Raw genomic sequence first — 26637 nt, forward strand, 5'->3', positions numbered from 1 at the left:
GAGCGCATGTCGCGCCCAGTCTGCCGGAGGGCAAGCACACGTCAAGCCAGGTACCCGTTCCGTGACCACACGCGTACACGGAGCCTTGTCCGAACGGCGACCGGTTCCGAGGCTGTAGCGTTCATCGGAGCATCAAAGAAGAGGACACCGCTGAGCGGCGGCCGAGAGAGACGACGGCGAGGACTGATGGCACCCGAACCCGAGGGAAACGGCGCCGGGATGGCCGATGGTCCTGAGCACTGGGGCGCCGGCGGCCTGGTGGGGGACGGCCGTTACCGGCTGACCCACAGGCTTGGCCGTGGCGGCATGGCCGAGGTGTTCGCCGCCGAGGACGTGCGCCTCGGCCGCACCGTCGCGGTGAAGCTGTTGCGCGCCGACCTGGCCGAGGACCCGGTGTCCAAGGCCCGGTTCACGCGCGAGGCGCAGTCCGTGGCCGGGCTCAACCACCATGCCGTCGTCGCCGTGTACGACTCGGGCGAGGACCGGGTCGGTCCGAACACCGTCCCGTACATCGTGATGGAGCTGGTCGAGGGCCGCACCATCCGCGACCTGCTGATGAGCGCCGAGGCCCCGGGCCCCGAGCAGGCGCTCATCATCACCTCGGGTGTGCTCGAAGCGCTCGCGTACTCGCACCAGCACGGCATCGTGCACCGTGACATCAAGCCGGCGAACGTCATCATCACCGAGACCGGCGCGGTCAAGGTGATGGACTTCGGCATCGCCCGCGCCCTGCACGGCGCGCAGTCGACGATGACCCAGACCGGCATGGTCATGGGCACTCCGCAGTACCTGTCGCCCGAACAGGCCCTCGGCAAGGCCGTGGACCACCGCTCCGACCTGTACGCGACCGGCTGCCTGCTGTACGAACTGCTCGCGCTGCGGCCACCGTTCACCGGTGAGACCCCGCTCTCGGTGGTCTACCAGCACGTCCAGGACCCACCGGTGCCGCCCTCACAACTGCCGGAGGGTCAGCACCTTCCGCAGGAACTCGACGGCCTGGTCATGCGATCGCTGGCCAAGGACCCGGACGACCGGTTCCAGAGCGCCGAGGAGATGCGCGGGCTGGTCCAGTACGCGCTCCAGATGCTGCACGACCAGGGGACGGGCACCGGTACCTGGAACACCGGTCCGGTCACCATGGCCCTCCCGCACGGGCGGGGCGGGGCGGCGGCCACCACGGCCATGCCCGTGAGCGGCGCCGGCGGCCAGCAGAAGTACTCCTCGAACGCCTCGACCTCGCAGTTCCAGCAGGCGATGGTGCCGCCGCTGAACCCCGACGACGGCTCGGCCTTCCCCGGCGGCGGCAACGGTCAGGGCGGCCACGGCCACGGCGGCTACGACGGATACGAGGACCGCGGCGCCGGCCGCTGGAAGATGTGGCTGTTCGCGGTGCTCGCGATCATCGCGGTCGCCGGCGGTGTGGGCTACGCGGTCAAGTCCATGGGCGGCAAGGCCGACCAGAAGAGCCCGTCGGGCAACGTCCAGACCTCCACCGGCGGTCAGCCGAGCGTCTCCGGTACCCCGCCGACCACGTCGTCCCAGGCGAGCCCCGACGACACCCCGGCGTGGAGCACCGCGCCCACGTCGACCCGTACCCGGTCCCAGACCTTCAGTACGTCGCCCACGCCGACGGCTTCGACCTCGCCCTCGGCTTCGGCCTCGGCGTCGAAGTCGGCCACGACTTCCCCGACGCCGACGGTGTCGAAGTCGGTCACGAACTCGCCGTCGAAGCCCGTGGAGACGGGCGGCGTCACTTCCGAGGAATGACCTGGTCAGAGTGCGTGCCGCTATTCACGGCCGGGATTGCCGGGAAGAGAGTGCACGGTGACGAACTGAGGTTCGATCCGAAGTCCGATCCGCATGTGGACGGGGCCGAAGACCGCTCCGTCCACGAAATGCGGACCGGGACCGAATAGTTCCAGTTCGGCGGTGGTCGAAACCGGCGTGCATTCTCGAGCCGACCCGCCCGTTCGGCACCCGGCGCAGCCGCCTAGCGGGCCTTCTCCGCCTGCAGGCGGGCCACGTACGCGGCGGCCTGCGAGCGGCGCTCCATGCCCAGCTTGGAGAGCAGGCTGGAGACGTAGTTCTTGATCGTCTTCTCGGCCAGGTGCAGCCGTTCGCCGATGGCACGGTTGGTCAGACCCTCGCCGATCAGGTCGAGGATCTTCCGCTCCTGATCGGTGAGGTTGGACAGGCGGTCGTCGCCCTTGCCGTTCTTGCCGTCGCGCAGCCGCTCCAGCACCCGCGCGGTGGCCACCGGGTCGAGCAGCGATTTTCCGGCCGCGACGTCACGTACGGCGCTGAGCAGCTCGTTCCCGCGGATCGCCTTGAGCACGTAGCCGGAGGCGCCCGCCATGATCGCGTCGAAGAGTGCCTCGTCGTCGGCGAACGAGGTCAGCATCAGGCATTTGACGTCCTCGTCCTGGGAGCGGACCTCGCGGCACACCTCCACACCGCTGCCGTCGGGCAGGCGCACGTCGAGGACGGCCACGTCGGGCCGGGTGGCGGGGATGCGGACCATGGCGTCGGCGGCGGTACCGGCTTCGCCCACGATCTCGATGTCCTGTTCGACCGACAAGAGCTCGTGGACGCCCCGACGTACCACTTCGTGGTCGTCCAGGAGGAATACCTTGATTTTTCCGTCTTCGCGCACGAAGTCAGTTTCACACACTCACCCCTTCCCTGCCGGAGTTACCCGGGATAACGTGCCGTTGTTCCCGGCCCCTGCAAGGCTGTGACCAGTGGTTGTTCCCGCGACCGCGGATTTACTTGGAAATCCAAGCAAAAACGCAGGTCAAACGGGGTTTCGCAGTTATGCGGCGCACTGGGTAACGTGCATTGCGCAGGGCACTCGCCGGGGCACCTGTCACGCCTGAATCCCGAACGCGTAGCGCACCCACCCCGTGCGCTCGTTACGGATACAGGTGAGCCGCACTGGACCCCGGAGAACCCGGGTGCCGGACCGACGGAGGAGCACACGTGACCGTGGAGAGCACTGCCGCGCGCAAGCCGCGACGCAGCAGCGGCACCAAGCGGGCGGCAGGCGCGGCAAGCGCCGCCAAGCCCGCCGCTGCCACCGCGCAGACGCATGACGCCGTACCTCAGCTCGTACAGCTGCTGACGCCCGAAGGGGACCGGGTAGAGAACGCGGAGAACGCGGAATTCGCCCCCTTCGTCGCGGATATCACGACCGAGGACCTGCGCGGGCTGTACCGCGACATGGTCATGACCCGCCGCTTCGACGGTGAGGCGACCTCGCTGCAGCGCCAGGGAGAGCTGGGCCTGTGGGCCTCGCTCCTCGGCCAGGAGGCGGCACAGATCGGCTCGGGCCGGGCGCTGAACGACGAGGACTACGTCTTCCCGACCTACCGCGAGCACGGTGTGGCCTGGTGCCGCGGGGTCGACCCGACGAACCTGCTCGGGATGTTCCGCGGTGTGAACCACGGTGGCTGGGACCCGAACACCAACAACTTCCACCTCTACACGATCGTGATCGGCTCGCAGACGCTGCACGCGACCGGTTACGCGATGGGTGTGGCCAAGGACGGTGCCGACTCGGCCGTCATCGCCTACTTCGGCGACGGCGCGTCCAGCCAGGGCGACGTGATGGAGGCCTTCAACTTCTCCGCCGTCTACAACTCCCCCGTGGTGTTCTTCTGCCAGAACAACCAGTGGGCGATCTCCGAGCCGACCGAGCGCCAGATGCGCGTGCCGCTCTACCAGCGCGCCCAGGGCTTCGGCTTCCCGGGCGTCCGCGTCGACGGCAACGACGTGCTGGCCTGCCTGGCCGTGACCCGCTGGGCCCTGGACCGGGCGCGCCGCGGCGAGGGCCCGACGCTGGTCGAGGCGTTCACGTACCGGATGGGCGCGCACACCACCTCCGACGACCCGACGAAGTACCGGCGGGACGAGGAGACGGCGGCCTGGGAGGCGAAGGACCCGATCCTGCGCCTGAAGGCCCACCTGCTGGCCACCGGCGGCGCCGACGAGGCCTTCTTCGCCGAGCTGGAGGCCGAGAGCGAGGCCATGGGCAAGCGCGTGCGCGAGGCCGTGCGCTCCATGCCCGACCCGGACACCATGGCGATCTTCGAGAACGTCTACGCGGACGGGCACGCGCTCGTCGACGAGGAGCGCGCGCAGTTCGCCGCCTACCTCGCGTCCTTCGAGTCGGCCGAGGAGGGTCACTGATGGCTGTCGAGAAGATGTCGATCGCGAAGGCGCTCAACGAGTCGCTTCGCAAGGCCCTGGAGCAGGACCCGAAGGTCCTGATCATGGGCGAGGACGTCGGCAAGCTGGGCGGTGTCTTCCGGATCACCGACGGCCTGCAGAAGGACTTCGGCGAGGAGCGGGTCATCGACACCCCGCTCGCCGAGTCGGGCATCGTCGGCACCGCCATCGGCCTGGCCCTGCGCGGGTACCGGCCGGTCGTGGAGATCCAGTTCGACGGCTTCGTCTTCCCCGCGTACGACCAGATCGTCACGCAGCTCGCGAAGATGCACGCGCGCGCCCTGGGCAAGATCAAGATGCCGGTCGTCATCCGCATCCCGTACGCGGGCGGCATCGGCGCGGTCGAGCACCACAGCGAGTCCCCCGAGACGCTCTTCGCGCACGTCCCGGGCCTCAAGGTGGTCTCCCCGTCGAACGCGAGCGACGCGTACTGGATGCTCCAGCAGGCGATCCTCAGCGACGACCCGGTGATCTTCTTCGAGCCGAAGCGCCGCTACTGGGACAAGGGCGAGGTCGACGTCGACGCCATCCCCGGTGAGCTGCACAAGGCGCGGGTGGCCCGAGAGGGTGCGGACATCACGCTGGCCGCCTACGGTCCGATGGTGAAGGTCTGCCTGGAGGCGGCGGCCGCGGCGGCCGAGGAGGGCAAGTCGGTGGAGGTCGTCGACCTGCGCTCGATGTCCCCGGTCGACTTCGACGGACTGCAGACGTCCGTGGAGAAGACCCGCCGGCTCGTGATCGTCCACGAGGCTCCGGTCTTCCTGGGCATGGGCTCCGAGATCGCCGCTCGCATCACGGAGCGGTGCTTCTACCACCTGGAGGCGCCGGTGCTGCGCGTGGGCGGTTTCCACGCCCCGTACCCGCCGGCCCGCCTGGAGGACGAGTACCTGCCGGGCCTGGACAGGGTGCTCGACGCCGTCGACCGCTCGCTGGCGTACTGAGGAGCACGTTCATGACCATCCGCGAATTCAAGATGCCCGACGTGGGCGAGGGCCTCACCGAGGCCGAGATCCTCAAGTGGTACGTCCAGCCGGGTGACACGGTCACCGACGGCCAGGTCGTGTGCGAGGTCGAGACGGCCAAGGCCGCCGTGGAGCTGCCGATCCCGTTCGACGGCGTCGTGCACGCGCTCCTCTTCGAGGAGGGCACCACGGTCGACGTCGGCCAGGTGATCATCTCCGTGCAGACGGAGGGCGGCGCCGCTGCCGAGGCCCCGGTCCAGGAGGCGGCTGCGGCCGTCGCCGCCGAGGAGCCGGCCGCGCCCGAGGCGCGCCAGCCCGTCCTGGTGGGCTACGGCGTCTCCACGGCGTCCACGAAGCGCCGCCCGCGCAAGGCTCCGGCGCCCGCCGTGGCCGCGCAGAACGGCACGGCGGCCCCCGCTGCTCCGGCGGCTCCGGCCGCCCCGGTGCTCCCCGCCGTCCCGGCCCAGCCGGCCGGCGAGCGGCCCCTGGCCAAGCCGCCGGTGCGCAAGCTGGCCAAGGACCTGGGCATCGACCTGGCCTTCGTGGTGCCGACCGGCGACGGCGGGGTCGTGACCCGGGAGGACGTCCACGCGGCGGCCGCCGCGGCGATCACCCCGCAGGCCGCGCCGGCGCCCGCGGCTGCCGCCGCACCGGCTCCGGCTCAGGCTCCCGCCGCGGCCGAGGTGTCGGTGCGGGAGGCCCGTGAGACCCGTATCCCGGTCAAGGGCGTCCGCAAGGTCACCGCCCAGGCCATGGTCGGCTCCGCCTTCACCGCGCCGCACGTCACGGAGTTCATCACCTTCGACGTGACCCGCACGATGAAGCTGGTGCAGGAGCTCAAGGCCGACCCGGACCTCGCGGGGCTGCGCATCAACCCGCTGCTGCTCATCGCCAAGGCCGTCCTGGTGGCCATCCGCCGCAACCCGGACGTCAACGCGTCCTGGGACGAGGCGGCCCAGGAGATCGTGCTCAAGCACTACGTCAACCTGGGCATCGCGGCGGCCACCCCCCGCGGGCTGATCGTCCCGAACATCAAGGACGCCCACGCCAAGACGCTCGGCGAGCTGTCGACGGCCCTGTCCGAGCTGGTCGCCACGGCCCGCGACGGCAAGACCTCCCCGGCGGACATGCAGAACGGCACCATCACCATCACCAACGTGGGCGTCTTCGGCGTCGACACCGGTACGCCGATCCTGAACCCGGGCGAGTCCGCGATCCTCGCGGTCGGCGCGATCAAGCTCCAGCCGTGGGTCCACAAGGGCAAGGTCAAGCCGCGTCACGTCACGACCCTGGCGCTGTCGTTCGACCACCGTCTCATCGACGGCGAACTCGGCTCCCGCTTCCTGGCCGACATCGCGGCGGTCCTGGAACACCCCCGCCGCCTGATCACCTGGTCGTAGCGGCACGCACGACGCCCCACCCGATGGCCGGTCTCCCCTGCGGAGGCCGGCCATCGGCCGTGGGGCGGCCGAATATCCCTGTCCGACGAGAACACATGATGTGATCATCATCGGATGTTCTTCCGCGCTGCCACCGCAGACCCCGCTGACCTGGCCCGCGCCGTCGCCTACCCGGCCGACGGCCCGATCGCCGCCCTGACCGCCGAGAAGATCCGCGAGGAGCTGGCCGCCGGACAGTTCCGCCCCGAGTGGATCTGGTTCGCCGAGGACGAGGACGGTGAGGTCCTGGCCCGCGCCCTGTGGTGGGGCCGCGCCGACAGCGAGCGGCCCATCGCCCTCGACTGCCTCCAGGTGCGGGCCTCCGTCGCCGACCCGGCCGCCGTCGCCGCCGGGCTGCTCGCGGCCGGGCACGCCGCCTTCGGGAACCTGCCGGTCTTCAACATCTCCCTGCCCCGCGGCTGGCGGACCGAGCCGGAGCTGGCCGCCGCGGTCGCCTGGCGGCAGGAGGCCGCGTACAGGAGCGGCCTGACGCGCGAGATCGAGCGTCTGCGCTACGAGTGGACCCCGGAAGCCGGGACCGCCGGGCCCACCGGGCGGCTCGTCTTCCGTGACGGCACCGACGAGGAGTTCCTGGACGCCTTCGTCCGCCTGTCGGCCGGCAGCCTCGACCTGCACACGCAGACCGAGCTCCGGTCCATGGACGCGGAACAACTGGCACGGGAGGACGTCGAGTTCTACCTGGACTGCCCCGGCGAGCGTTCCTGGTGGCGCCTCGCCCACCTCCCGGACGGCACCCTGGCGGGCATGGCGATCCCCTCGGCGACCCCGTACCACCGCAACGTCGGCTACCTGGGCGTCGTACCGGAGCAGCGCGGCCAGGGCCTGATCGACGAGATCCTGGGCGAGATCACCCGCTTCCACGCGGCCGAGGGCGCGGAACGCATCACCGCGACCACGGACACCGCCAACGCCCCTATGGCCGCCGCCTTCGACCGCGCCGGGTACCAGGTCTCGGAGATCCGCCTCGTCCTGGAAGGCCCCTCGGGGCGGTAACCTCCCGCCCGGGGAAGGGGGGGGCGGGGTGTCCATCGCCGAACTGCAGGTGTACTCCGTCGAGGAAGCCGATGTCACCGGCGGCGTATGCGTGGTCCGGTGCGTCGGCGGCGTGGCGCGGACCGGACAGGTCTATGCGGCGGGGGAGCTGAGGCTCTGGCTGCGCCGCATCGAGCGGTACGGGCGGCCCGTCGGCTCCTTCGGGGCCGGGCACATCGCGAAGGTCCGCCTCACGGGCACCGTGGTCGCGCTGCTCAGCCGCGGCCAGGTGCTGACCTCGGTGCCGCCCGAGGGCCACACGCTGGAGGAGCTGGAGGCATGGCTGGCCACCGGCCCGCCGCCGGAGGACGAGCCGCCGCCGCGGACCCTGCGCGTCATGGCGGTCGGCCGGATGCAGGACGAACGCGGGCCCGACGAGGTCCGGCTGCGCTGGGGCCGGGTGGCGCTGGCCGCGACGTACCGCTGCGCGCGGGCCGAGGGCGCGGGCGACCTGGCCCGGGCAGCCGAACTGGCCGCCGTACGGGGCTACCTGATCCGCAGCTTCGGGCCGGAGCGCGGCGGGGACCCGGCGGCCCTGTGCCGGGAGCTGCTGGATCTGATCGACCTGTCCCCGGGCGCGGCGGTGGCGCAGGCCCGCGTCTGGCGCGACCTCCCGCACGAGCGCATCCTGCACCTGCGCCGCATCAAGGTCCTGATCGCCCGGATGGCCCTCGTGCGCCCCCACCTCCCGGACGCGGGAGCCCTCGCGGAGGCGGTCGACGCGTGGGCGGCGGTCCGGCCCCACCTGCCGTGACCGTGAGCCTGTTGTGCCGCCCTGACCTGTGGCTATGCTCCGCTGTCATGAACATGAGCGGGGATCGGGTACAGCAGTCGACCGAGCAGGTCACCTTCGTCTACGAGCCGACGCAGGCCGACTACACCAAGGCCGTACGGCGCTTCACGTTCGGGACCTGGCCGGGGCGCAGGAGCGTGCTCTTCGTCACGGCCTTCTCCCTGGCGCTCTCGTGGACCCTGCCGACGCTCAAGAGGTTCTCGCCCATCACGACGGCCTTCGTGATGGCCTGCGCCGTGGTCACCGTGCTGGTGACGCTCCCCCGCGTCCTGGCCCGCACCGCGCGGGAGCAGTACGCGGACATGGAGGAGTACGGGGCCTGCCGGACGGTCGTCCGCGAGGACGGGCTGACCACCACGGGCGGCGAACTGTCCAGCGACATCGAATGGCGCGTGTTCCCCTGGTACTTCGAGACGGACGAGTACTTCGCGATCAAGACCAAGAACACCCGCGGCGTCTTCGTGCTCCCCAAGCGCGGCGCGCAGGACCCGGCCGACGTGGACCGGCTGCGGGCCCTCTTCGACCGGAACCTGCGCCGGATCTGACGGCCGCGTCCTAGCCTTCGGCCTTGGCGGCGTTGCCGAGGACCTTGGTCGGGGTGATGCGGACGACGACGCGGACCTCCTCGGCCGGAAGGTCCTGGTACTCCTTGCCGGCGCCCGGGCCGAGGTACTCCTCGGCGATCCGGGTGGCGACGGCCCGGCCGGTGTCCTCGGTGACCGTGGCCGTGCCGCGGATCTCGGCGTAGAGGAAGGGATTGGCCAGGTCGAAGACGGTCAGGCCGACCCGCCCGTCCCGGACGATGTTGCGCTCCTTGCGGCGGCCCTGTTCGGTGGAGATCAGCAGGTCGCCGCCCTCGCGGGACACCCAGACGACGGAACTCTGCGGGCTCCCATCGGGGTTGATCGTGGACAGCACCGCGGGGTGCGGGGAGTCCAGCAGCGTGCGCACGGTGTCGTTCAGCTCAACAGTCATGCGGGGAAGGCTAGTTGCCGGTGGCCGGGCGGCGCCGGGAATGCGCCGGGCCGGACACGTCTTCGTCACGTCCAGGGGATGTTGAGCCACGGGCTGCCGGGATCGGTCGTCAGTGCCCGGTGCGTCGCGACCATGTCCTCGTACCAGTGCCCGAACTCCTCCTCGTCGAAGTGCAGGCAGCGCCCGAGGATGAAGCCGACGGACAGGTCCTCCCACGAGCGGTACGCGAGCTTGCAGACCCTTCCGGCCCGGATGACGGCGTCCTCGGTCTCGGCGAGGCTGCCGAAGCGGGCGCCGAGGCCCCAGCGGGCCATCTGCGAGGCCCGGCCGTAGTCCCAGGCCTCGACGGACCGGACGTACTTGTCTTCGGCGAGCAGCCCGTCGGCGCGGAAGCGCTGCTCGTAGCGGGCGATGCGGCCGATGACCCGCTGTATGCCCGCGATCTCGCCCTCGACCTCGGCGGCCGGGCGCGGCTCGGCCATGGTGACGCCGTCGGGGGTGATCCGGGGCTCGGCGGCCCGTTCGGCGTTCGCCCGGAGGATGGAGGCGGTGGCGTGCCGCCAGTGCTCGATGTCCACGGGCCCCGCGAACTCCTTCGCGAGGGCGCGGCGGACGCGGAGGGCGAACTCCCATACGGAGCTGACCATGTCGGCGGTCAGGAGCTGTTCGGTGCTGCTCAGCCACTCCTCGCGGGTGGTGATGCCCCACCATTCCTTGAGCTTCTCGCGCTCCTTCGTGTAGCCCTGCCCGTGGTAGGCGACGGCGTTCCAGAACAGCCCGTTGTGGACGGATAGGTGAGCTCCGCAAGCCAGCCCGAAGGCGACGGGTCCCTGCAGCGGGCCGCCGATGTGGAGGGAGTGGACCTTGTTCTGCTCCAGCCCGACGGGGCGCTGGTTCCGGTTGCAGTGGAAGTCCCAGGTGGCGCGGTGGGCGGGTGTGGCCGGAAGGAAGACCTCGAAGGGGGTGCCGGGGTTGATGGCCAGGTACGGGGGTCCGTCGGACGGGTAGTTGTCGACGAACCAGCCGAGGTTCTGGCATTTGAAGACCAGCTCCGGGGTCGGGACAGGGAGCACGCCCTCCGTGATGACAACGTAGGCGTTGGCGCGGACCTGGGGGAAGTAGGCAGGGTCCAGCCGTACACGGGTTGGATTGGCGTCCTGGTAGGTACGGGACTGCGGTACGAATAGTTCGGTGAGCGAGAGACGGTCGAGGAACGCGACCCAGTCGCCCCGTTCCTTGGCCTCTGCCAGTTCTCGTTCGATCGCGCTCGGAGCGGTCCAGTTCCCCATGCGGAAACCCTAGCCGGAGCCGTCGATCGCCAGTTCGGCCCGGGTCACGGACACCGCGCGGGCGGCCTTCGCCGGAGCCCGGTGAACGGGAGCGGCCGGCTGAGGACGAGGTTGGTGGTCGTGCTCCCGAACTGGGCCAGCTCGTCGACGATTTCCTCCAGGTGGGCCATCGAGGTGGTCGCCACCTTGAGGACGTAGCAGTCGTCCCCGGTGGTGCGCAGGCACTCCAGGATCTCCACGCGCTCCTCCAGCAGGCGGCGCAACGGCTCGTGCCGGGTGCCCGGCCCCGGGTACTTCAGCCGGACCACCGCGAGTACGCCGTGCCCGGTCCGCTCCAGGTCCACCTCCGCCCGGTACCCGGTGATCACCTCGGCCGCCTCCAGCCGGCGTACCCGCTCCTTCGTCGCCGACGCGCTCAGGTTCACCCGCCGCGCCAGCTCCGTGAACGCGATCCGGCCCTCCCGTTGGAGTTCTGCCAGGATCGCCCAGTCCGTCGCATCGAGACTCTCGGTCATCCGGCCAGATTACCGGCGGATCCACGGGTGAACCGGTCTTGAACAGGCGGGAGTTACTTCTGCAGGCCCCTGCCGCCTGGCTAGGCTCGGGTCGTGAAGATCGGAGTCAACGTCCTCAATTTCGGCCCCGGCACCGACCCGGGAGTCCTGCGGAGCTGGGCCCAGACCGTGGAGGGCCTGGGCTTCGACCTGCTGATGGTGTCGGACCACGTCGCCATCACGCCCGATGTAGCCGAGCGCTATCCGGCACCCTTCTACGAGCCCTTCACCACCTTGTCCTGGCTGGCCGGCCTCACCACCCGGGTCCGGCTCGGCACGACGGTCCTGATCACTCCCTACCGGCACCCGCTGCTCACCGCCCGGATGGCGGCCAACGTGGACGAGCTGAGCGGCGGCCGGCTCGTCCTCGGCGTGGGGGTCGGCTGGGCGCGGCAGGAGTTCGCCGCCCTCGGCATCCCCTTCGAGCAGCGCGGGCGTCTGACCGACGGGCACCTGCGGGACATCCGGGCGGCCTGGGCGGACACCGCCTCCTACGGCGACCGGAGGATTCCGGTCTGGGTCGGCGGCAACAGCGACGCGGGGCTACGCCGGGCCGTGCGGCTCGGGGACGCGTGGCATCCGCTGCGCTGCACCATGCCGTGGCTGCGCGAAGCCGTGGTCAGGCTGCAGGCGCACGCCGACGAGCAGCACCTCCCCGTGCCCGCGCTGGCCCCCCGGATCGCCCTCGAACTCACCGCGGCGCCGGTCGACGGACCGCACCGGCTCGCCGGTCAGGGCACGATCGAACAGGTCATGGACGACCTCGGCCAGCTGCGGCGCCTCGGCGCCGAGGCCGTCGTCCTCGACCCGTACCGCGGTGACCCCCGCGAGACGTGCCACCCGCAGGCCGCCTGGCAGGCACTGGCCACGGTGGCCGCGCACCTCTTCCCGCCCCGCACCGGAACGGAGCAGTCATGACCACACCCGACGACCACGCCCTCCTCCGGCGGGCCGTCGCGCTCGCGGCCGAGGCGCGCGCGGGCGGCAACCCGCCGTTCGGCTCACTGCTGGCGGGACCGGACGGGACGGTGCTGGCGGAGGAGCGCAACACGACCCTCACCGACAGGGACATCACCGCGCACCCCGAGCTGAAGCTGGCGAGGTGGGCCGCGCGGGAGCTGGACCCGGACACCGCGGCGGGAACCACGATGTACACCAGCTGCCAGCCGTGTGGGATGTGCGAGCCGGTCATCCGGCAGGCCGGACTGCGGCGGGTGGTGTTCGCCCTGTCCGGCGAGCAGCTCCTGGACATCAGGCCGGGCAGCGGCCGGCCGCCCGTGCCGCAGGAGGGGCCGGCGCTGTTCGGCGAGGTGCGGGCCGTGGTCGAGGGGTACTACCGCTGAGGGCCTACCGTCCTTCGACGACGGGGGTCAGGCCGTCGAGCAGGGCCCGCAGGCCGCGTTCGAAGAGCGCGTCCAGCCGCAGGTCGTAGCCGTCCTCGAAGGCGCCGACGACCTTGGCGAAGGTCGGGAAGCGGCCGGATTCCATCAGGTCCCGCAGGGCGGGGGCGCGGCTGTCCATCCACTGGTCCTCCGACTGGCCCGTGGCGGCTTCGGCGTGCGCCTCCATCTCCAGGTGCACCGCCAGGCCCTGGACGTGGCTGTAGAGCAGGACGTGGATGTCGAACAGGGTGGTCGGGTCGAGGCCGTGGCCGTCGAGGGCGCCCAGCACCCATTCGCCGTGGACGATCAGATTGGGTACGAGCAACGGGCGGGTGAGGGAGCTGAGCTGGGCCAGCCAGGGGTGCCTGCGGTACAGCTTCCACAGGGTCCGGGCGCCCAGCTCGATGCGAGGACGCCACTCCGCGGGCGCGTCCGCGGGATAGGACTCCTCGCCGAACGCGGCATCGGCCATGTGCAGGACGAGGTCTTCCTTGCTCGGGACGTACCGGTAGGTCGACATCGCCGCCACCCCGAGCCGGGCCGCGACGCCGCGCATGGAGAGCGCCGAGATCCCCTCGGCGTCGGCGATCTCGATGGCGGTCCGGACGATCCGGTCGAGGCTCAGCTCCTGCTCGGGGTCCGCGGCGGGTGACGGGCGCCTGCGGGCCGGCGTGGCGGGCCCGGCGGGCGCAGCGGTGCCGGCGGCGGCTCCGGCGACGACCGTGCCGATCCGGGGCCGGGCCTCGACGAGTCCCTCCAGGCGCAGGGTGGTCAGGGCCTTGGTGGCCGTGGCGAGTGCGACGCCCCATTCCGCGGCGATCTGCCGGGTCGAGGGGATCCGCTCCCCGGGGGCGAGTTCACCGTCCGCGATGCGTCGCCGGATGGCGGCGACGATGCGCAGGTAGGGCGGATCACCCGGGGTTCCTGTGGTCTGCGTCACGTGCCGCCACCTTCCTGTCCTGTACTAGTGCAGAGGGTAGCAGCGACGACGTCGGCAGGGGAGGTGTCTGTCCTAGTGCAGTGCCGCATTTGGGCAGTTGAAGGCGCTGTGCGTACGGCGTACGTTCAGAGTGCGTACACCGTACAAGCAGCTGAAGGAGCGTCCCATGCAGACCGTACTCATCTCCGGCGGCGGAATCGCCGGGCCCGTCCTCGCCTACTGGCTGCGCCGCCACGGCTTCGCGCCCACCGTCGTCGAACGCGCCCCGGGCCGGCGCCCCGGCGGCCAGGCCGTGGACATCCGCGGCGTCGCGCTCGACGTCGTGGAGCGCATGGGCCTGCTGGAGCAGGTGCGGGGCGTGCGGACCCGGATGCGCGGCATGTCGATCCTCGACCCCGACGGCCGCGAGATCGACCGCTCCACCGAGGCGACCTTCAGCAGCGGCCGGCTCGACAGCGAGGACGTCGAGGTGCTGCGCGAGGACCTGGTGGAGATCGTGTACGAGCACACCCGCCCGGACGTCGAGTACCTCTTCGGCGACACCGTCACCGCGCTCGACGAGGACGGGAGCGGCGTGCGCGTCGACTTCGCGAACGGGGCGCCGCGCACCTTCGACCTCGTGGTCGGGGCCGACGGCCTCCACTCCACCGTGCGGCGTCTGGCCTTCGGGCCGGAGGAGGACTTCGCCCACCACCTGGGCAGCTACCTCTCGGTGTTCGGCGCGGACAACTTCCTCGCCCTGCAGGACTGGCAGATGTGGCTGCGGGCCGGTGACACGGGCTTCGGCATCATGCCCGTACGCGACAACACCCAGCTCAGGATCGCCTTCGGCTTCGAGTCCGAACCCCTCGCCCCCGCCCTGCGCGACGGCGGCGCCCTGCGGCAGATCGTCGTGGACAAGCTCGCCCCGATGCGGTGGGAAGGAGCCCGGCTGGCCGAGGCCGCCCGAACGGCGCCCGACTTCTACTGCGACGCGATGGCGCAGATCCGCATGGACCACTGGTCGCGGGGCCGGGTGGCCCTGCTCGGGGACGCCGGCTACTGCCCCTCCCCCCTCTCGGGGCAGGGCACCAGCCTGGCCCTCGTGGGCGCCCACGTGCTGGCCGACTGCCTTGCCCGGGCAGGCGGCGACCACCGCGCCGCGTACGCCGGGTACGAGCGCCGCATGCGCCCCTACGTCACCCTCAACCAGGCCCTGGCCACCGAGAATCCCGGCGGACCCGCCTCGGAGGAATCCGTGGCGCACGCCAAGAACGCGATGTCGCTGGACAGCTGACCCGGGCGGCCGGGCCGCCGTCCGAAGAGCCCCCCTCGTGCCACCGCGCGACCGTACGGCCCCCCTTGACGCCCCCCGGTGGCGGCGGGAGGCTCCCCGGGCCGGGATCCGAACGGGTGCAGCTGGGGGGCCGCCATGCCGGAGGAATCTGTCCAGACGGTGGGAGAGCTGCGGGCACGGCTCGCGGCACTCGGGGCCCGGTGGTCGGTCCTGGAGCACCTGGCCGACGAGGAGCCGGTGCCGCGCCCCTCGCTCGGCCTGGAGCCCGGCGCGAACCTGACTCCCGCCGAGGCGGTACGGACCGTCGACCTGCGGGCGCTCGTCGGCCGGGAGAGCGCCAACCCGGACCTGACCCGGCGCCGGGCCGCGCACGGGCTGCTTGCGGGAACGCGGTCGGCCGCCGGGCCCGCGGGCCCCGCCGTCCGGCCCGCCGCCGTGGACTGGCGCAGCCGCTGGGGCCGGCCCTGGATCACCAAGGTCAAGGACCAGAACCCGTGCGGGTCCTGCTGGGCCTTCGGCGCGGCCGGTCTGGTGGAGTCCATGGCCCGCATCGAGCACGGGGTGTGGGCCACGCGCTCCGAGGGGGACGTGCACGACGGCCTGAAGTTCAGCTGCGGGCAGGGGAGCAACCCGGAGACCGCGCTGGACTGGATCAAGGACAACGGCGGGCTCGCCGACCCGGACTGCTGGCCGTACAGCACCCCGCCCGCCGGACTGCCCGCCGCCCGGCGCGACGCCTGGCGCGCCGAGTACACGCCCAGCTGGGACCGTTCGGGCCGGACCGTCCGGATCACCGACTACGTCCGCCTCGGCGACGTCGAGCAGCAGAAGGTCTGGCTGGACACGGTCGGCCCGCTGACCGCCTGCTTCGACGTGTACGACGACTTCTTCGCCCTGGGCTCCGGCGTCTACCACCGCACCAGCGACCAACTCGCGGGCGGCCACTGCGTGCTGATCGTCGGCTACGACGACGCGGCGGGCTGCTGGCTGTTCAAGAACTCCTGGGGGACGGGCTACCACGTCGGCGGCTATGGCCGGATCGCCTACGGCGAGGTCAACATCGACTACTGGGCCAAGTGCGGCCTGCGCGGCACCAGCGTCGACCCGTGGACCAAGCGCCGCCTGCACACCGGCAACGTCTACGAGAGCGGCAACGGCCGCGCCCACCGCAACTTCGAGCTCCTCTCCCGGGCCGGCGGCGGCCGCCTCCAGCACTGGTGGCGCGAGGGCGATGCCCCCTTCCCGTGGGGCCGCGCGGGTACCTTCGCGAACGACGCCTCGGGCCAGCCCGCCTTCACCGGGACCACCTACAACCGGAACATGGAGTCCCTGCACGTGACCACGGGCGGCCGGCTGCGCCACTGGTACTACGAGCAGTCCGCCGGTGTCTGGCGTGACGGCGGCGCCTTCGGTCCGGGCGACGCGGCCATCGGTTCGACCCCGGCGTTCATCCAGAGCGACTACGGCAAGCCGGGCAACTTCGAGGTGGTCGCGCGGACCGCGGACGGCCGCCTGAACCACTGGTGGCGGATCAACGGCGCCCCCTGGACCTGGAACGACGGCGGCCGCTTCGCCTCCGGCATCGCCCACTACGGGCCCGCCCTCGTCCAGACCCGCGGCCGCCGTCTCGACCTCGTCGCGACCCGCACCGACGGCCGGATGCAGCTGTGGTGGCGGGACGACGCGAACGCCTTCGTCTGGCGCGCCGGGGAGGTGTTCGGCGAAGGGGCCACCTCCGCACCGTGCCTGATCGAAGGGCAGCACGGAGCCGTCGACGAGGACACGGCCGGGAACTACGAGCTGTGCGTGGCCGTCGCCGACGGACGGGTCGAGCACTGGTGGCGCGGCAACGCGGCCGGCTCGGCCTGGAGCCGCAGCGCGGTCTTCGGGCACGACGTCGTCGCGGTCACCGGGATGCTCCAGGGCAGTTTCGGGTTCAACCTGGAAGTCGTGGTCCTGCGCACCGACCGCCTGCTCCAGCACTACTGGAGGGACGGGGCGGGCTGGCACGAAGGGCCCGTGATCGGCCCCGCCTGAGACGGCCCGGGAGGAACAGGGTGGAGGTACGGAGCGTCGTCCTGAGCCCCGGTGAGCCGTACGAGCTGCGGCTCGCCGGCCGCGGGGCGCGCGGGTACGTGTGGACCTGGCAGGTCAGCGGGGACGCGGAGGTGGTGGCCGTGTCGGCGGGGCCTGCGGTGTCCGACGAGAGCCTGCCCGGGGCGGCGGTGGAGCGCACGTACGTCGTCCGGGGCCGTGCTCCGGGCGGCGGCCGGGCCCGGATCCGCTTCGCGCAGGTCCGGCCGCCCTACCCGGACGAGGCACCGTACGACGAGTTCGTGCTGGACGTGGAGGTCACCGCCGCGGGCTGAGCGCGGCGTGCTGTACGTACTCCAGCGGGCCGCGGCCGAAGCGGCGCAGCCACAGCCACGACCCGGCCGTCAGGGTCAGCGCGACGGCCGCCCACAGACCCATCACCCACCAGGGTCCGGTCCCGGCGAGCCGGTCGGCCAGGCCCAGCCCGATCCCGTAGCAGAGCAGCATGCAGAGCAGGTTCTGGGCGACGTAGCAGGACAGGGCGGTGCGGCCGACGGAACCGAGGGCGGTGGTGACGGGCCCCGGGATCCACAGCCGGTCGAGGGCGACGCCGATCAGGCCGATGTAGCCGACGGCGACCAGCGGGGCGACCCCGTAGCGGCCCAGGGCGAAGAAGTCGTCGCCGCCGAGTGCGGTCGCCGCGTTCAGCGGCAGTCCGAGGCCGAGGCCCCAGAGGGCCATCCGGGTCCGGATGCGGCGGCCTTCGGCGGTGTCGGTGAAGGCGCCCGCGCGGTGGAGGCGCACACCGAGGAGGAAGAGGAAGACCAGCAGGCCGAAGGAGAAGACGGGCTCGATGCGCAGCGCGGCGAAGTTCTCCAGGCGGAAGGCGATCTGGGCGCCGTAGCCGCCCCGGGCGTACAGCTCGACGGCGTCGGCGGGCGGGGCCTTCGGCGTGCCCTCCGGCTTCGTCACGGCCGCCAGGGTCACCAGGGCGATCAGGGTCAGGTGCACCGCGGCCGCCGCCCGCATGGCGCGCCGGCGGACCTTCTCGGAGCGGGCCAGCAGCCAGGCGACGAGGAGGGCGGTGACGGCGTACCCCATCAGCACGTCCCAGGCGAAGACGAGGACGAAGTGGACGGTTCCCTCGACGAACAGGAAGGCGGCGCGGCGCGGGTAGCGGCCCGGCCAGGGGTCGCCGCGGCGCGCGGCGGAGTCGTACTGGATGGCGAGGCCCACTCCGAACAGGACCGTCAGCAGGGCCAGGAACTTGCCGTCGGCGAGGAAGCGGAACACGGACTCCGCGATCGTCGCGGCGGACGGGTCGGCGAGCGGGTCCGGGGAGGCGAGCCCGCCCGTCAGGACGCTCCACTCCGAGCCGGGCGAGGCGAAGATCCATACGTTGGTCATGAGCGTGCCGAGGATGGCGGCGCCGCGCAGGACGTCGAGGAGGGGGAGCCGGGCGGTCTTGCGGTCCACAGGGGCGATGAGTGTGTCGGCCATGCCTTCAGCGTCCCGGGGCGCGCGGCGCCGTACGTCGTGCCGCTGGACGAGGTCGCGCTACATCCTTCGATGCAGTCCTCGCCGTCGCCGTCGCCGTGGCCTTGGACCGGGCTCCGCATGGTCTTGGATGCTGAGACGCGATACAGGTGTACCGATCATGTATCTATGCTGTGCGCATGCCAGCACCTGCACCCGCCCCGGCCGCCGACCGCGTCTACCGGCACATCAAGCAGAGCGTGCTCGACCGCCGGTACGAGGGCGGCACGCTCCTCACCGAAGGCGAGGTCGCCGAGGCCGTGGGCGTCTCCCGTACGCCGGTGCGCGAGGCGCTGCTGCGCCTGGAGACGGAGGGGCTGATCCGGCTCTACCCGAAGAAGGGCGCGCTGGTCCTGGCCGTGTCGGCGCAGGAGATCGCGGATGTCGTCGAGACCCGGCTGCTGGTGGAGGAGTTCACCGTACGGCGGGCCGTCCCGGCCCCGGCCGCGCTGCTCGGACGGCTGGAGGAGCTGCTGCGGGCGCAGGAGCGGCACGCGGACAGCGGCGACCTCGCGGCCTTCGCGGCCCTGGACCGCTGCTTCCACGCCGAGATCGTCCGGCACGCCGGCAACGAGATCCTCTCCCGCCTGTACGACCAACTGCGCGACCGGCAGCTGCGGATGGGCGTCGCCGTGATGCACGCCCACCCGGACCGGGTCGCGCAGAGCCTCGTCGAGCACCGCGAGATCCTGACGGCGCTGCGCGCGGGCGACGCGGACCGGGCGGCGGCGTGCGTACGGGGGCACGTGGGCCGGGTCGGAAGCCTGATGCGCGGCGACGCCCGGTGAGCGCCCTCGATCCTCCCGGCGGCCGCAAGGCCGTCGCCGTCTGGGGCATCGGCGTCGCCGTCTACTTCGTGGCGGTGATCTTCCGGACCAGCCTGGGCGTCGCCGGACTCGACGCAGCCGACCGCTTCCACGTCAACGCCTCGGCGCTGGCGACCTTCTCGCTGCTCCAGCTTCTGGTGTACGCGGGGATGCAGATACCGGTGGGGCTGATGGTCGACCGGCTCGGCACCAAGAAGGTGCTGACCCTGGGAGCGGTCCTCTTCACCGTCGGCCAACTCGGCTTCGCGCTCTCGCCCTCGTACGAAATGGCACTGGCCGCGCGGGCCCTGCTCGGCTGCGGCGACGCCATGACCTTCATCTCGGTGCTGCGGCTCGGCACCCGGTGGTTCCCGGCCCGGCGCGCGCCGTTGATGGCGCAGCTGGCCGGGCTGGTGGGCATGGCGGGCAACCTCGTCTCCACGCTGGTGCTGGCGCCCGTCCTGCACGGGGCCGGCTGGGTGGCCGCCTTCGCGGGGAGCGCGGTGGCGGGGCTGGTCGTCCTGGTCCCGCTGGTGCTGTTCCTGCGGGACCACCCGGAGGGCCACGGCCCGCTTCCCCCGACGCGCGCTGCGGGGGCTCCCGGCGGGTTCGTACGCCGCCAGATTCGCGAATCGTGGAGCGAACCGGGCACCCGGCTCGGCCTGTGGGTGCACTTCACCACGCAGTTCCCGGCGATGGTGTTCCTGCTGCTCTGGGGAATGCCGTTCCTGGTCGAGGCGCAGGGGCTGTCGCGGACCACCGCGGGCGGGCTGCTGACGCTGGTGGTCGCCTCGAACATGGCGCTCGGCCTGGTCTACGGACAGATCGTCGGCCGCAGGCAGTCCGCGCGGATACCGCTGGCCCTGGGCACGGTCGGCGTGACGGCCCTGCTCTGGGCGTCGGTGCTGGTCTACCCGGGTGACCGGGCGCCGATGTGGTTGCTGGTCACCCTGTGCCTGGTACTGGGCTCCTGCGGCCCGGCATCGATGATCGGCTTCGACTTCGCCCGGCCCGCCAACCCGGCGGAGCGCCAGGGCACCGCCTCCGGGATCACCAACATGGGCGGCTTCATCGCCTCGATGACCACCCTGCTGGCGGTGGGCGTCCTGCTCGACGCCACCGGGGACGACTACCGCCTGGCCTTCTCGACGGTGTTCGTCCTGGAGGCGTTCGGCGTCGCGCAGATCCTGCGCCTGCGGGGCCGGGCCCTGGAGCGCGAACGCGAGCGGCGAGCGTCCGCCCCGGTCACGGGACCGGTCACGGAACCGGTGCCGGGCGTCCCTGCGTGTCCCCTCCCGGAATCAGGGGGCCGCACGGCACGGTAGCGCCGTCCCGTCGGGGGAGCGGGCACCGTGGAGGAGGGATCCGGGGGATGTGGGCAAAGCTGTCCGCGGACATGGTCGCGCCGAAGGAGAGGTTCGACTGGTACAACGAGGTGGTCGCCAGCTCGCTGGTGCCGGTCAGTCTCACGAGCGATCAGTCGGCGGACTTCCGGTGCGCGGCATCGGTGCTGGACCTGGGCGCGGCCCAGGTCTCCGCCCACACGTACGGGCAGCTGCACTCGCGCCGCACCTCCGCGCTCATACGGCGCTCGGACCCGGAGCAGTTCCAGCTGGGGCTGATGGTCCGCGGCGGTATGTGGATGTCCCAGCACGGCGGCGGCGACGCGTTGGTCGGCCCCGGCGACATGATCCTGTGGGACACCTCGAAGCAGTGGCAGGCCGCGACCCGCGCCGGGGACGCCACGATTGAAGCGGTCATCCTGCAGATGCCCAGGGGCGCGCTGCCGCTGCGGGCCGGCCGCGTCGACGGGCTGTTCGGCCGCCGCATCGGCGGGGAGAGCGGCATGGGGGCCGTCCTCGCGCGGTTCATGTCCTCGCTCCGCTCGCACGGCGCCGAATGCGAGCCGCAGGAGCTGCGCGGGCTGGGATCGGTGGCGGTCGATCTGGCGGCAGCCGTCCTGGCCCAGCGCGTCGACGCCTACGGCGAACTCCCCGCCGAGGCCCGCGCCCGCGCCCTGCGCGAGCGGATCGACGCCTTCATCGAGCACAACCTGGGCGATCCGGCGCTCGCCCCGGGCCTGATCGCCGCCGCCCACGGCATCTCCGTACGCGCCCTGCACCTGCTGTTCCGCGATCAGCCGCACAGCGTCGCGGCGACCGTCCGCCGCCGGCGTCTGGAGCGCTGCCGCAGCGATCTGGCCCGCCCGGAGCTGGCCGCCCGGTCCGTCCACGACATCGCCGCCCGCTGGTGCTTCTCCAGTGCCCCGGTCTTCAGCCGTTCCTTCCGCGAGGCGTACGGGATCAGCCCCAGCGAGTTCCGCCGGGAAGCCGCCCGCGTGCCCGGGCGGTGACCAGGCGGCGGCTACGGGGTGACGGCGAAGTTGGCCAGGATGGCGCCCGCCAGCTCCGCGTCGCCCTCGACCTTCACCCGGTCCGCGACGGACCCCGCCCGGACCCGGCCAGCGGCGAGGCGGACGTACGTCTCCCAGTCCAGCGTCAGGGTCACCGCAGGGCCCAGCGACGGCGACTTGTCCACCGTCCCCCGCCCCTCCGCGTCGACCCGTACCGTCCGCAGGAACTCGACCGGACCGTGCACGTCGATCACCACGGCCGAGTTCGCCGGCGCGCCGGCCAGCTTCGCGACCACCTTGGGCAGCCCGGCCAGGAGGATGTCCCGCGCCACGAACGCCCCCGGCGAGTCCCAGTTCCCGGGCACGCCCAGCGCCGTCCGCAGGTCCTGCTCGTGGATCCACACGTCGAACGCCCGCAGCCGCAGCGCGAATTCCAGCGTCACCTGGTCACCCAGCGGCCCCCGCACCATCGTGGCCGGATCGCGCTTCTCGTTCCGCAGCTGCCGCGAGCGCCGGATGATCGTGTACTCCAGCTCCGAGGTCATCTCCGGCGCGGTGTGGTGTCGCCGTACGTCGACCTGCACCTCCATGTACCGGCTGAACTCGTCCACCACGTGCCGCAGGTCCCTGGCCACGGTGTGGATCGGCCGCGGGTCTCCGAGCTGCTCGCATTCGATGCCGATGATGTGCGACACGACGTCGCGGACCGACCAGCCCGGGCAGGGCGTCGCCCGGTTCCACTCGCCCTCCGCCAGCGGGAGGACCAACTCTGATATCGCCTCGATGGAGTGCGTCCACGCGTCGGCATAGGGCTGAAGGCTGGGATGGACGGTCAACGGGACCCCTCGCGGTGCTGTTCAGTGGCGCGTTCTGGAAGCTCTGGACATCAGACTCGGTTTCCAAAACTACGCTGCCGGTGAGCGCCCCGGCAGTGCTTTCGTGTGACGATCGTGGGCCCGAGTTGACGGCTTGAACGCCAGGACGGTGGTAATGTGCGCGCCTCGCTAATCCAAATCGCGGTGAATGAGGGCGAGTCGGTATCTTCCCGGCGTGCCCGGGCGGCCGATCTCGTACGGGAGCAGTCCGCCTCCGACCTCGTCGTCCTGCCCGAACTGTGGACGGTCGGGGCCTTCGCCTACGAGCAGTTCGAGACCGAGGCGGAACCGCTGGACGGTCCGACCTTCGAGGCCATGTCGAAGGCGGCGGCCGACGCCGGGGTCTGGCTGCACGCGGGCTCGGTCGTGGAGCGCGCGGGCGACGGCTCGCTCTACAACACCACCCTCGTCCTCTCCCCGGAGGGCGAGCTGGCCGCCACCTACCGGAAGATCCACCGGTTCGGCTTCGACCAGGGCGAGGCCGTGCTCATGTCGGCGGGCGAGTCCCTGACCACGGTGGAGCTGCCGGAGCAGACCCTCGGCATCGCCACCTGCTACGACCTTCGCTTCCCCGAGCTGTTCCGCGGGCTGGTCGACGCCGGGGCCACCACCATGGTCGTCGCGGCCGGCTGGCCGGCGCGGCGCCGCTCGCACTGGACGCTGCTCAGCCGGGCGCGCGCGGTGGAGGACCAGTCGTACGTGCTGGCCTGCGGGCTGGCCGGTACCCACGCGGGCGTCGAACAGGCCGGACACAGCCTGGTGGTCGACCCGTGGGGCGAGGTCCTGGCGGAGGCGGGCCCCGGCGAGGACGTCCTCACGGTCGACCTCGACCCGGCCAAGGTCCGTGACACCCGCGCCCAGTTCCCGGCCCTCAAGGACCGCCGCCTGGGCCTCTAGGGGGTGATGGCTACCCTCGCGGACATGACAACGGCAGTGGACACGGCGGAGGCCGATCAGGCGCGGACACGGGTGCATGCCGTCCAGCGGGCGATCGCCGGCGGCGCGCTGCTGCTGGGCGGCCTCGCGACGGCCTGGAGCCTGGGCGTGGGCACCGCGGGCGCGTTCGTCCTCCCCCTCCTCGCCCTCACGGCACCCGTGCTCGTCCGAAGCCCCGTCGGGTTCCGGCGGCTGTGCGCCTGGCTGCCCGTCGTCCTGATCCCCATCTCGCTCGTCCTGTTCCTCATCGGCATGTTCCTGATGATCCCGTCGGCCGTGCTGTTGCTGCTGGCCCGCGGCGCCGACCCCCGCCGCCACCCGGTGGGGGCCCGGGTGCGGGCCGGCATCGCGGGCGTCATCGGCCTGTGCGCGGCCGGTGGGATCGTCTACGGCATCGTCGCGGTGGCCTCTCGGTCCTGAGGGTCGCCTCCGATTGCCCGTACTTTGCCCCTTACGGGGTATTTCGTGCGCTGATCCGTGCCCGCGATAGGTTGCCGTCATGCCTCTGCTCTATGTCACCGACCTGGCGTACCCGGCGCGCGGCCGCCGGTACTGCGACGAGGACATATTCCTCACGTCCCGGCTGCGCGCCCGCTTCGACCTGGCCCTGTGCCACCCCGAGGACGCGGAGGCACTCCTGCCGATGGGCTTCGAGGCGGTGATCGTCCGCAACAGCGGCCCGGTCCTGCACTACCAGCAGGCTTACGACTCCTTCCGGACCGCCGCGCTCGCCGCCGGCACCCGGGTCTACAACCCGCTGACCGGCCGCGGTGACATGGCGGGCAAGCAGTACCTCCTCGACCTGACGGCCGCCGGCTACCCGGTGATCCCGACGGTCGACGACCCGGCGCGGCTGGCGGAGCTGCCGCAGGTGCCGCAGTACGCGGTCAAGCCCAAGCAGGGCGCCGACTCCATCGGCCTCACCTTCACCGCCGACCCGGCGGGCCCGGCGGGGGAGATCCTCATCCAGCCGCGGATCGACTTCGCGTACGAGGTGTCCTTCTACTTCGTCGACGACGCCTTCCAGTACGCCCTCTACGCACCGGACCCGGCCCGGCGCTGGGAGCTCGCGCCCTACGCCGCGACCGACGCGGACCTGGCCTTCGCCCGCGCCTTCGTCGCCTGGAACACCCTCTCCCACGGCATCCAGCGCGTGGACGCCTGCCGGGCCCCTTCGGGCGAACTCCTGCTGGTCGAGCTGGAGGACCTGAACCCGTACCTCTCCTTGGACCTCGTCCCCTCCGACGTCCAGGACGGCTTCATCGCATCGCTCACGGGATCTCTCCACTCCTTCCTCACGTGATGTCAGAGGCGGGTGCGAGGCTCTGTCCATGGACAAGCAGAGCTTCTGGAAGCTGATCGACACGGCCCGCGCGCAGGCGCCGGACGACCAGGTGGCGGAGCACGCGGCGGCGCTGCTCGCCCGCCTCCCGGAGGCGGAGATAGCCGCGGCCCAGCAGGTGCTGTGGGACCTGCTGGCGGAGTCCTACCGCAGCCCGCTCTGGGCCGCCGCCTACGTGATCAACGGCGGCTGCTCGGACGACGGCTTCGACTACTTCCGGGGCTGGCTGCTCACCCAGGGCGAGGCGGCCTTCGCGGCGGCCCTGGCCGACCCGGACTCCCTGGCGGCCCACCCGCCGGTCCGCGAGGCCGCGGCGGCGGGCCTGGAGCTGTGGGACGAGGAGGCGCTGTCCATCGCCTGGACCGCGTACGAGTCGGCCACCGGCCACGAACTCCCCTCGGACTCCTTCACGATCAGCTATCCGCCCCTGGATCCGTCCTGGGACTTCGACTTCGACGACGAGGACGAGATCACGGCCCGGCTGCCCCGCCTGAGCGCCCTTTTCGACTACTCGTAGCGGTAGAGCAAGGACTCGCGCTCCTGCTGCCGGATCTCCTCGATCGTCAGACCGGGCAGGTCCAGGTGGGAGAGCGTGACCTCGGCGGAGCTCGGAACGGCGTCCTCGGCGAGCCACTTCGCGGGCTTCCACGCGTCGCTGCGCAGGAATGCCTTCGGGCAGTGCTGGTAGGCCTCCTCGACCTCCACCACGATCGCGCTGCGCGGGGGCTTGCCGACGGCGGTCAGCTGCTCCAGCAGCCGCGGATCGGCGGAGACGCAGGCCCTTCCGTTCACGCGCAGCGTCGTGGCCCGGCCGGGGATGACGAAGATCAGCCCGGCCCGACCCGTCTCCACGATGTTGTGGGAGGTGTCGAGCCGCTTGTTGCCGGTGGCGTCGGGAACGGCGAGGGTGAACTCGTCCAGGACGGCCACGAATCCGGGCGGACCGCCCCGGGGAGTCACATCGCAGCGGCCGTCGGCGCCGGCGCTCGCGACGAACACCAACGACGATCGCCCGATGACCGCACGGGCGGCGTCGTGGATCCGGTCCACGGCCTTGCGCCGGACCAGCTCGCTCGGCTCCTCGTAGAGCTCCCGCAACTGGGCGGTGCTCCGGACGGCGGTGGCGTTCACGGCATCGAATATCCGCCCGCTCGGCGGCGTACTGGCAGTCACGCCCACGCACGCTACCGGGTGATCACGATCTTTACAGCCCGCTGGTGTCGAGGTCGATCCCGAACGGTTCGGGCAGCCGCACCGGCCTCCCGAACGGGTGCGGTCCGTCCACCTTGGTGTACCCGAGCCGACCGGGCCCGGCGAACAGGGTGACGGTCTTGTCCAGCCGGTCGACCAGCAGATACAGCGGAGCCCCGTACTCGGCGTACCGCTTGCGCTTGACTACCCGGTCGGTCTCGGCGTTGGACTCGGAGGTGATCTCGACGACGAGCAGCACCTGGTCCGGCAGCAGAGCACTCCCGCCCTTCGCCAGCGCCTTGGGCACGACGGCGAGGTCGGGGACGTACCAGTTCGGCGAACCTGGAAGGTCCAGGTTGCCCGAGCCTGTGACGCAGTCCAGCTCCTTGACCCGGGGGCGGATCTGATCGCGGATCTCTTCGGCCGCGTTCTCGTGGTCCCAGCCCGGAGTCACGTTGCTGATGACCCCTTCGACGATCTCGGTGCGGTCCCCGCTGTGGTGCTGGACGGCGTACTTGAGGGCGTGCTCGGGATCGATGCCCTCGCCGTACTTGTGCGCGGTGGTCATGCGGACGACTCCTTCGCTGCCTACGTTCAGGCTCCCACGTGTCCTGTCCGCCTGTCGTCGCCCCTGCGGGCGCACTGGACCTGTGATCCGGTGTTCGTACCCGGAT

General features: G+C 71.7%; 28 protein-coding genes. 19 read left to right on the forward strand and 9 right to left on the reverse strand.

All coding sequences use genetic code 11. The annotated features are described in order from the left end of the window. Nucleotides 1-186: 186 nt before the first annotated feature. Entirely contained in the window at nucleotides 187-1767 is a 1581-nt protein-coding gene (locus ACFYOB_RS12320) for a protein kinase (RefSeq protein ID WP_388558344.1), read from the forward strand. 223 nt (nucleotides 1768-1990) lie between these two features. On the opposite strand, the gene ACFYOB_RS12325 is transcribed toward ACFYOB_RS12320, so the two are convergent. Further along, nucleotides 1991-2653, reverse strand: a complete 663-nt coding sequence (locus ACFYOB_RS12325) for a response regulator (RefSeq protein WP_388558347.1) — start codon at nucleotides 2651-2653, stop codon at nucleotides 1991-1993. A gap of 326 nt (nucleotides 2654-2979) precedes the next feature. Here ACFYOB_RS12325 and pdhA point away from each other — a divergent pair, with 326 nt between their 5' ends. The 6 genes from pdhA to ACFYOB_RS12355 all read left to right on the forward strand — a co-directional run bounded on the left by pdhA (nucleotide 2980) and on the right by ACFYOB_RS12355 (nucleotide 9019). Next, nucleotides 2980-4188 (forward strand): pyruvate dehydrogenase (acetyl-transferring) E1 component subunit alpha, encoded by a 1209-nt coding sequence (pdhA, locus tag ACFYOB_RS12330; protein ID WP_388558350.1) that lies wholly within the window; start codon nucleotides 2980-2982, stop codon nucleotides 4186-4188. Then, nucleotides 4188-5168 (forward strand): alpha-ketoacid dehydrogenase subunit beta, encoded by a 981-nt coding sequence (locus tag ACFYOB_RS12335; RefSeq protein ID WP_388558353.1) that lies wholly within the window; start codon nucleotides 4188-4190, stop codon nucleotides 5166-5168. The genes pdhA and ACFYOB_RS12335 overlap by 1 nt, the downstream gene beginning before the upstream one ends. Nucleotides 5169-5179: 11 nt before the next feature. Beyond that, nucleotides 5180-6589, forward strand: a complete 1410-nt coding sequence (locus ACFYOB_RS12340; RefSeq protein ID WP_388558356.1) for a dihydrolipoamide acetyltransferase family protein — start codon at nucleotides 5180-5182, stop codon at nucleotides 6587-6589. Nucleotides 6590-6703: 114 nt separating this feature from the next. After that, a complete protein-coding gene (locus ACFYOB_RS12345) occupies nucleotides 6704-7642 on the forward strand; it encodes a GNAT family N-acetyltransferase (RefSeq protein WP_388558359.1) in 939 nt (312 codons plus the stop codon). A 28-nt stretch (nucleotides 7643-7670) separates the two neighbouring features. After that, nucleotides 7671-8435, forward strand: coding sequence for a hypothetical protein (locus ACFYOB_RS12350; RefSeq protein WP_388558362.1), 765 nt, complete (start codon nucleotides 7671-7673; stop codon nucleotides 8433-8435). Nucleotides 8436-8488: 53 nt separating this feature from the next. After that, nucleotides 8489-9019 (forward strand): YcxB family protein, encoded by a 531-nt coding sequence (locus tag ACFYOB_RS12355; RefSeq protein ID WP_388558365.1) that lies wholly within the window; start codon nucleotides 8489-8491, stop codon nucleotides 9017-9019. Nucleotides 9020-9029: 10 nt separating this feature from the next. Here ACFYOB_RS12355 and ACFYOB_RS12360 read toward each other — a convergent pair whose 3' ends face one another. From ACFYOB_RS12360 to ACFYOB_RS12370, 3 genes are all read right to left on the reverse strand, one after another. Continuing rightward, a complete protein-coding gene (locus tag ACFYOB_RS12360; RefSeq protein WP_388558368.1) occupies nucleotides 9030-9449 on the reverse strand; it encodes a PPOX class F420-dependent oxidoreductase in 420 nt (139 codons plus the stop codon). A 65-nt stretch (nucleotides 9450-9514) separates the two neighbouring features. Beyond that, the gene (locus tag ACFYOB_RS12365) at nucleotides 9515-10738 is read right to left on the reverse strand and encodes a DUF1266 domain-containing protein (protein WP_388558371.1); all 1224 of its coding nucleotides are present in this window, start codon (nucleotides 10736-10738) and stop codon (nucleotides 9515-9517) included. Between the two features lie 44 nt (nucleotides 10739-10782). After that, nucleotides 10783-11253: an Lrp/AsnC family transcriptional regulator gene (locus tag ACFYOB_RS12370; protein WP_328926663.1), complete on the reverse strand. Its 471-nt coding sequence runs from the start codon at nucleotides 11251-11253 to the stop codon at nucleotides 10783-10785. A gap of 93 nt (nucleotides 11254-11346) precedes the next feature. Between ACFYOB_RS12370 and ACFYOB_RS12375 the strand changes: the two genes are divergently transcribed. Both ACFYOB_RS12375 and ACFYOB_RS12380 read left to right on the forward strand, forming a co-directional pair. Continuing rightward, nucleotides 11347-12210 (forward strand): LLM class flavin-dependent oxidoreductase, encoded by an 864-nt coding sequence (locus ACFYOB_RS12375; protein ID WP_388558375.1) that lies wholly within the window; start codon nucleotides 11347-11349, stop codon nucleotides 12208-12210. Next, a complete protein-coding gene (locus tag ACFYOB_RS12380) occupies nucleotides 12207-12635 on the forward strand; it encodes a nucleoside deaminase (protein ID WP_388558378.1) in 429 nt (142 codons plus the stop codon). Before ACFYOB_RS12375 ends, ACFYOB_RS12380 begins: the two co-directional genes overlap by 4 nt. Before the next feature lie 4 nt (nucleotides 12636-12639). Here the strand turns inward: ACFYOB_RS12380 and ACFYOB_RS12385 are convergent, their stop codons facing one another. Beyond that, a complete protein-coding gene (locus ACFYOB_RS12385; RefSeq protein WP_388558381.1) occupies nucleotides 12640-13614 on the reverse strand; it encodes a TetR/AcrR family transcriptional regulator C-terminal domain-containing protein in 975 nt (324 codons plus the stop codon). Nucleotides 13615-13780: 166 nt separating this feature from the next. Between ACFYOB_RS12385 and ACFYOB_RS12390 the strand changes: the two genes are divergently transcribed. From ACFYOB_RS12390 to ACFYOB_RS12400, 3 genes are all read left to right on the forward strand, one after another. After that, a complete protein-coding gene (locus tag ACFYOB_RS12390) occupies nucleotides 13781-14890 on the forward strand; it encodes an FAD-dependent monooxygenase (RefSeq protein ID WP_388558384.1) in 1110 nt (369 codons plus the stop codon). 135 nt (nucleotides 14891-15025) lie between these two features. Then, nucleotides 15026-16927 (forward strand): C1 family peptidase, encoded by a 1902-nt coding sequence (locus tag ACFYOB_RS12395; RefSeq protein WP_388558387.1) that lies wholly within the window; start codon nucleotides 15026-15028, stop codon nucleotides 16925-16927. A gap of 20 nt (nucleotides 16928-16947) precedes the next feature. After that, nucleotides 16948-17259 carry a protease inhibitor I42 family protein gene (locus ACFYOB_RS12400; RefSeq protein ID WP_388558390.1) on the forward strand — a complete coding sequence of 104 codons (312 nt, stop codon included), beginning with the start codon at nucleotides 16948-16950 and terminating at the stop codon, nucleotides 17257-17259. Here the strand turns inward: ACFYOB_RS12400 and ACFYOB_RS12405 are convergent. Then, the gene (locus ACFYOB_RS12405; protein WP_388558394.1) at nucleotides 17243-18424 is read right to left on the reverse strand and encodes a DUF418 domain-containing protein; all 1182 of its coding nucleotides are present in this window, start codon (nucleotides 18422-18424) and stop codon (nucleotides 17243-17245) included. The two genes, ACFYOB_RS12400 and ACFYOB_RS12405, sit on opposite strands and share 17 nt — an antisense overlap. Before the next feature lie 176 nt (nucleotides 18425-18600). Here ACFYOB_RS12405 and ACFYOB_RS12410 point away from each other — a divergent pair, with 176 nt between their 5' ends. The 3 genes from ACFYOB_RS12410 to ACFYOB_RS12420 are packed head-to-tail and all read left to right on the forward strand — an operon-like array spanning nucleotide 18601 to nucleotide 21619. Continuing rightward, nucleotides 18601-19248: a GntR family transcriptional regulator gene (locus ACFYOB_RS12410; protein WP_388558397.1), complete on the forward strand. Its 648-nt coding sequence runs from the start codon at nucleotides 18601-18603 to the stop codon at nucleotides 19246-19248. After that, on the forward strand, nucleotides 19245-20591 hold the full coding sequence (locus ACFYOB_RS12415; RefSeq protein ID WP_388558400.1) for a nitrate/nitrite transporter: 1347 nt from the start codon (nucleotides 19245-19247) through the stop codon (nucleotides 20589-20591). Before ACFYOB_RS12410 ends, ACFYOB_RS12415 begins: the two co-directional genes overlap by 4 nt. A gap of 47 nt (nucleotides 20592-20638) precedes the next feature. Beyond that, on the forward strand, nucleotides 20639-21619 hold the full coding sequence (locus ACFYOB_RS12420) for a helix-turn-helix domain-containing protein (protein WP_388558403.1): 981 nt from the start codon (nucleotides 20639-20641) through the stop codon (nucleotides 21617-21619). 11 nt (nucleotides 21620-21630) lie between these two features. On the opposite strand, the gene ACFYOB_RS12425 is transcribed toward ACFYOB_RS12420, so the two are convergent. Further along, complete coding sequence (locus tag ACFYOB_RS12425; RefSeq protein WP_388558406.1) at nucleotides 21631-22455, reverse strand: maleylpyruvate isomerase family mycothiol-dependent enzyme; 825 nt, start codon at nucleotides 22453-22455, stop codon at nucleotides 21631-21633. Between the two features lie 156 nt (nucleotides 22456-22611). Here ACFYOB_RS12425 and ACFYOB_RS12430 point away from each other — a divergent pair, with 156 nt between their 5' ends. From ACFYOB_RS12430 to ACFYOB_RS12445, 4 genes are all read left to right on the forward strand, one after another. Then, entirely contained in the window at nucleotides 22612-23391 is a 780-nt protein-coding gene (locus tag ACFYOB_RS12430) for a carbon-nitrogen family hydrolase (protein WP_388558409.1), read from the forward strand. A 24-nt stretch (nucleotides 23392-23415) separates the two neighbouring features. Then, nucleotides 23416-23850, forward strand: coding sequence for a hypothetical protein (locus ACFYOB_RS12435; RefSeq protein WP_388558412.1), 435 nt, complete (start codon nucleotides 23416-23418; stop codon nucleotides 23848-23850). Between the two features lie 79 nt (nucleotides 23851-23929). Continuing rightward, complete coding sequence (locus ACFYOB_RS12440; RefSeq protein ID WP_388558415.1) at nucleotides 23930-24733, forward strand: hypothetical protein; 804 nt, start codon at nucleotides 23930-23932, stop codon at nucleotides 24731-24733. A 28-nt stretch (nucleotides 24734-24761) separates the two neighbouring features. Beyond that, nucleotides 24762-25289 (forward strand): DUF4240 domain-containing protein, encoded by a 528-nt coding sequence (locus ACFYOB_RS12445; protein WP_388558418.1) that lies wholly within the window; start codon nucleotides 24762-24764, stop codon nucleotides 25287-25289. On the opposite strand, the gene ACFYOB_RS12450 is transcribed toward ACFYOB_RS12445, so the two are convergent. Together ACFYOB_RS12450 and ACFYOB_RS12455 are read right to left on the reverse strand one after the other, a co-directional pair. Further along, a complete protein-coding gene (locus ACFYOB_RS12450; protein WP_388558421.1) occupies nucleotides 25280-25945 on the reverse strand; it encodes an MSMEG_1061 family FMN-dependent PPOX-type flavoprotein in 666 nt (221 codons plus the stop codon). The genes ACFYOB_RS12445 and ACFYOB_RS12450 overlap by 10 nt on opposite strands. Before the next feature lie 31 nt (nucleotides 25946-25976). Then, nucleotides 25977-26531, reverse strand: a complete 555-nt coding sequence (locus tag ACFYOB_RS12455; RefSeq protein WP_388558424.1) for a Uma2 family endonuclease — start codon at nucleotides 26529-26531, stop codon at nucleotides 25977-25979. Nucleotides 26532-26637: the final 106 nt, after the last annotated feature.

Source organism: Streptomyces sp. NPDC006463 (assembly GCF_042870715.1).
Classification (GTDB): Bacteria; Actinomycetota; Actinomycetes; order Streptomycetales; family Streptomycetaceae; genus Streptomyces.

What these genes read in the sequence shown, in the direction of transcription:
- ACFYOB_RS12395 (WP_388558387.1), top strand. Translation starts at nt 15,026, where the DNA reads ATGCCGGAGGAATCTGTCCAGACGGTGGGAGAGCTGCGGGCACGGCTC.
- ACFYOB_RS12435 (WP_388558412.1), top strand. Translation starts at nt 23,416, where the DNA reads ATGACAACGGCAGTGGACACGGCGGAGGCCGATCAGGCGCGGACACGG.
- ACFYOB_RS12440 (WP_388558415.1), top strand. Translation starts at nt 23,930, where the DNA reads ATGCCTCTGCTCTATGTCACCGACCTGGCGTACCCGGCGCGCGGCCGC.
- ACFYOB_RS12355 (WP_388558365.1), top strand. Translation starts at nt 8,489, where the DNA reads ATGAGCGGGGATCGGGTACAGCAGTCGACCGAGCAGGTCACCTTCGTC.
- ACFYOB_RS12335 (WP_388558353.1), top strand. Translation starts at nt 4,188, where the DNA reads ATGGCTGTCGAGAAGATGTCGATCGCGAAGGCGCTCAACGAGTCGCTT.
- ACFYOB_RS12365 (WP_388558371.1), bottom strand. Translation starts at nt 10,738, where the DNA reads ATGGGGAACTGGACCGCTCCGAGCGCGATCGAACGAGAACTGGCAGAG.
- ACFYOB_RS12390 (WP_388558384.1), top strand. Translation starts at nt 13,781, where the DNA reads ATGCAGACCGTACTCATCTCCGGCGGCGGAATCGCCGGGCCCGTCCTC.
- ACFYOB_RS12420 (WP_388558403.1), top strand. Translation starts at nt 20,639, where the DNA reads ATGTGGGCAAAGCTGTCCGCGGACATGGTCGCGCCGAAGGAGAGGTTC.
- ACFYOB_RS12340 (WP_388558356.1), top strand. Translation starts at nt 5,180, where the DNA reads ATGACCATCCGCGAATTCAAGATGCCCGACGTGGGCGAGGGCCTCACC.
- ACFYOB_RS12345 (WP_388558359.1), top strand. Translation starts at nt 6,704, where the DNA reads ATGTTCTTCCGCGCTGCCACCGCAGACCCCGCTGACCTGGCCCGCGCC.
- ACFYOB_RS12405 (WP_388558394.1), bottom strand. Translation starts at nt 18,424, where the DNA reads ATGGCCGACACACTCATCGCCCCTGTGGACCGCAAGACCGCCCGGCTC.
- ACFYOB_RS12380 (WP_388558378.1), top strand. Translation starts at nt 12,207, where the DNA reads ATGACCACACCCGACGACCACGCCCTCCTCCGGCGGGCCGTCGCGCTC.
- ACFYOB_RS12445 (WP_388558418.1), top strand. Translation starts at nt 24,762, where the DNA reads ATGGACAAGCAGAGCTTCTGGAAGCTGATCGACACGGCCCGCGCGCAG.
- ACFYOB_RS12320 (WP_388558344.1), top strand. Translation starts at nt 187, where the DNA reads ATGGCACCCGAACCCGAGGGAAACGGCGCCGGGATGGCCGATGGTCCT.
- ACFYOB_RS12360 (WP_388558368.1), bottom strand. Translation starts at nt 9,449, where the DNA reads ATGACTGTTGAGCTGAACGACACCGTGCGCACGCTGCTGGACTCCCCG.
- ACFYOB_RS12370 (WP_328926663.1), bottom strand. Translation starts at nt 11,253, where the DNA reads ATGACCGAGAGTCTCGATGCGACGGACTGGGCGATCCTGGCAGAACTC.
- ACFYOB_RS12410 (WP_388558397.1), top strand. Translation starts at nt 18,601, where the DNA reads ATGCCAGCACCTGCACCCGCCCCGGCCGCCGACCGCGTCTACCGGCAC.
- ACFYOB_RS12455 (WP_388558424.1), bottom strand. Translation starts at nt 26,531, where the DNA reads ATGACCACCGCGCACAAGTACGGCGAGGGCATCGATCCCGAGCACGCC.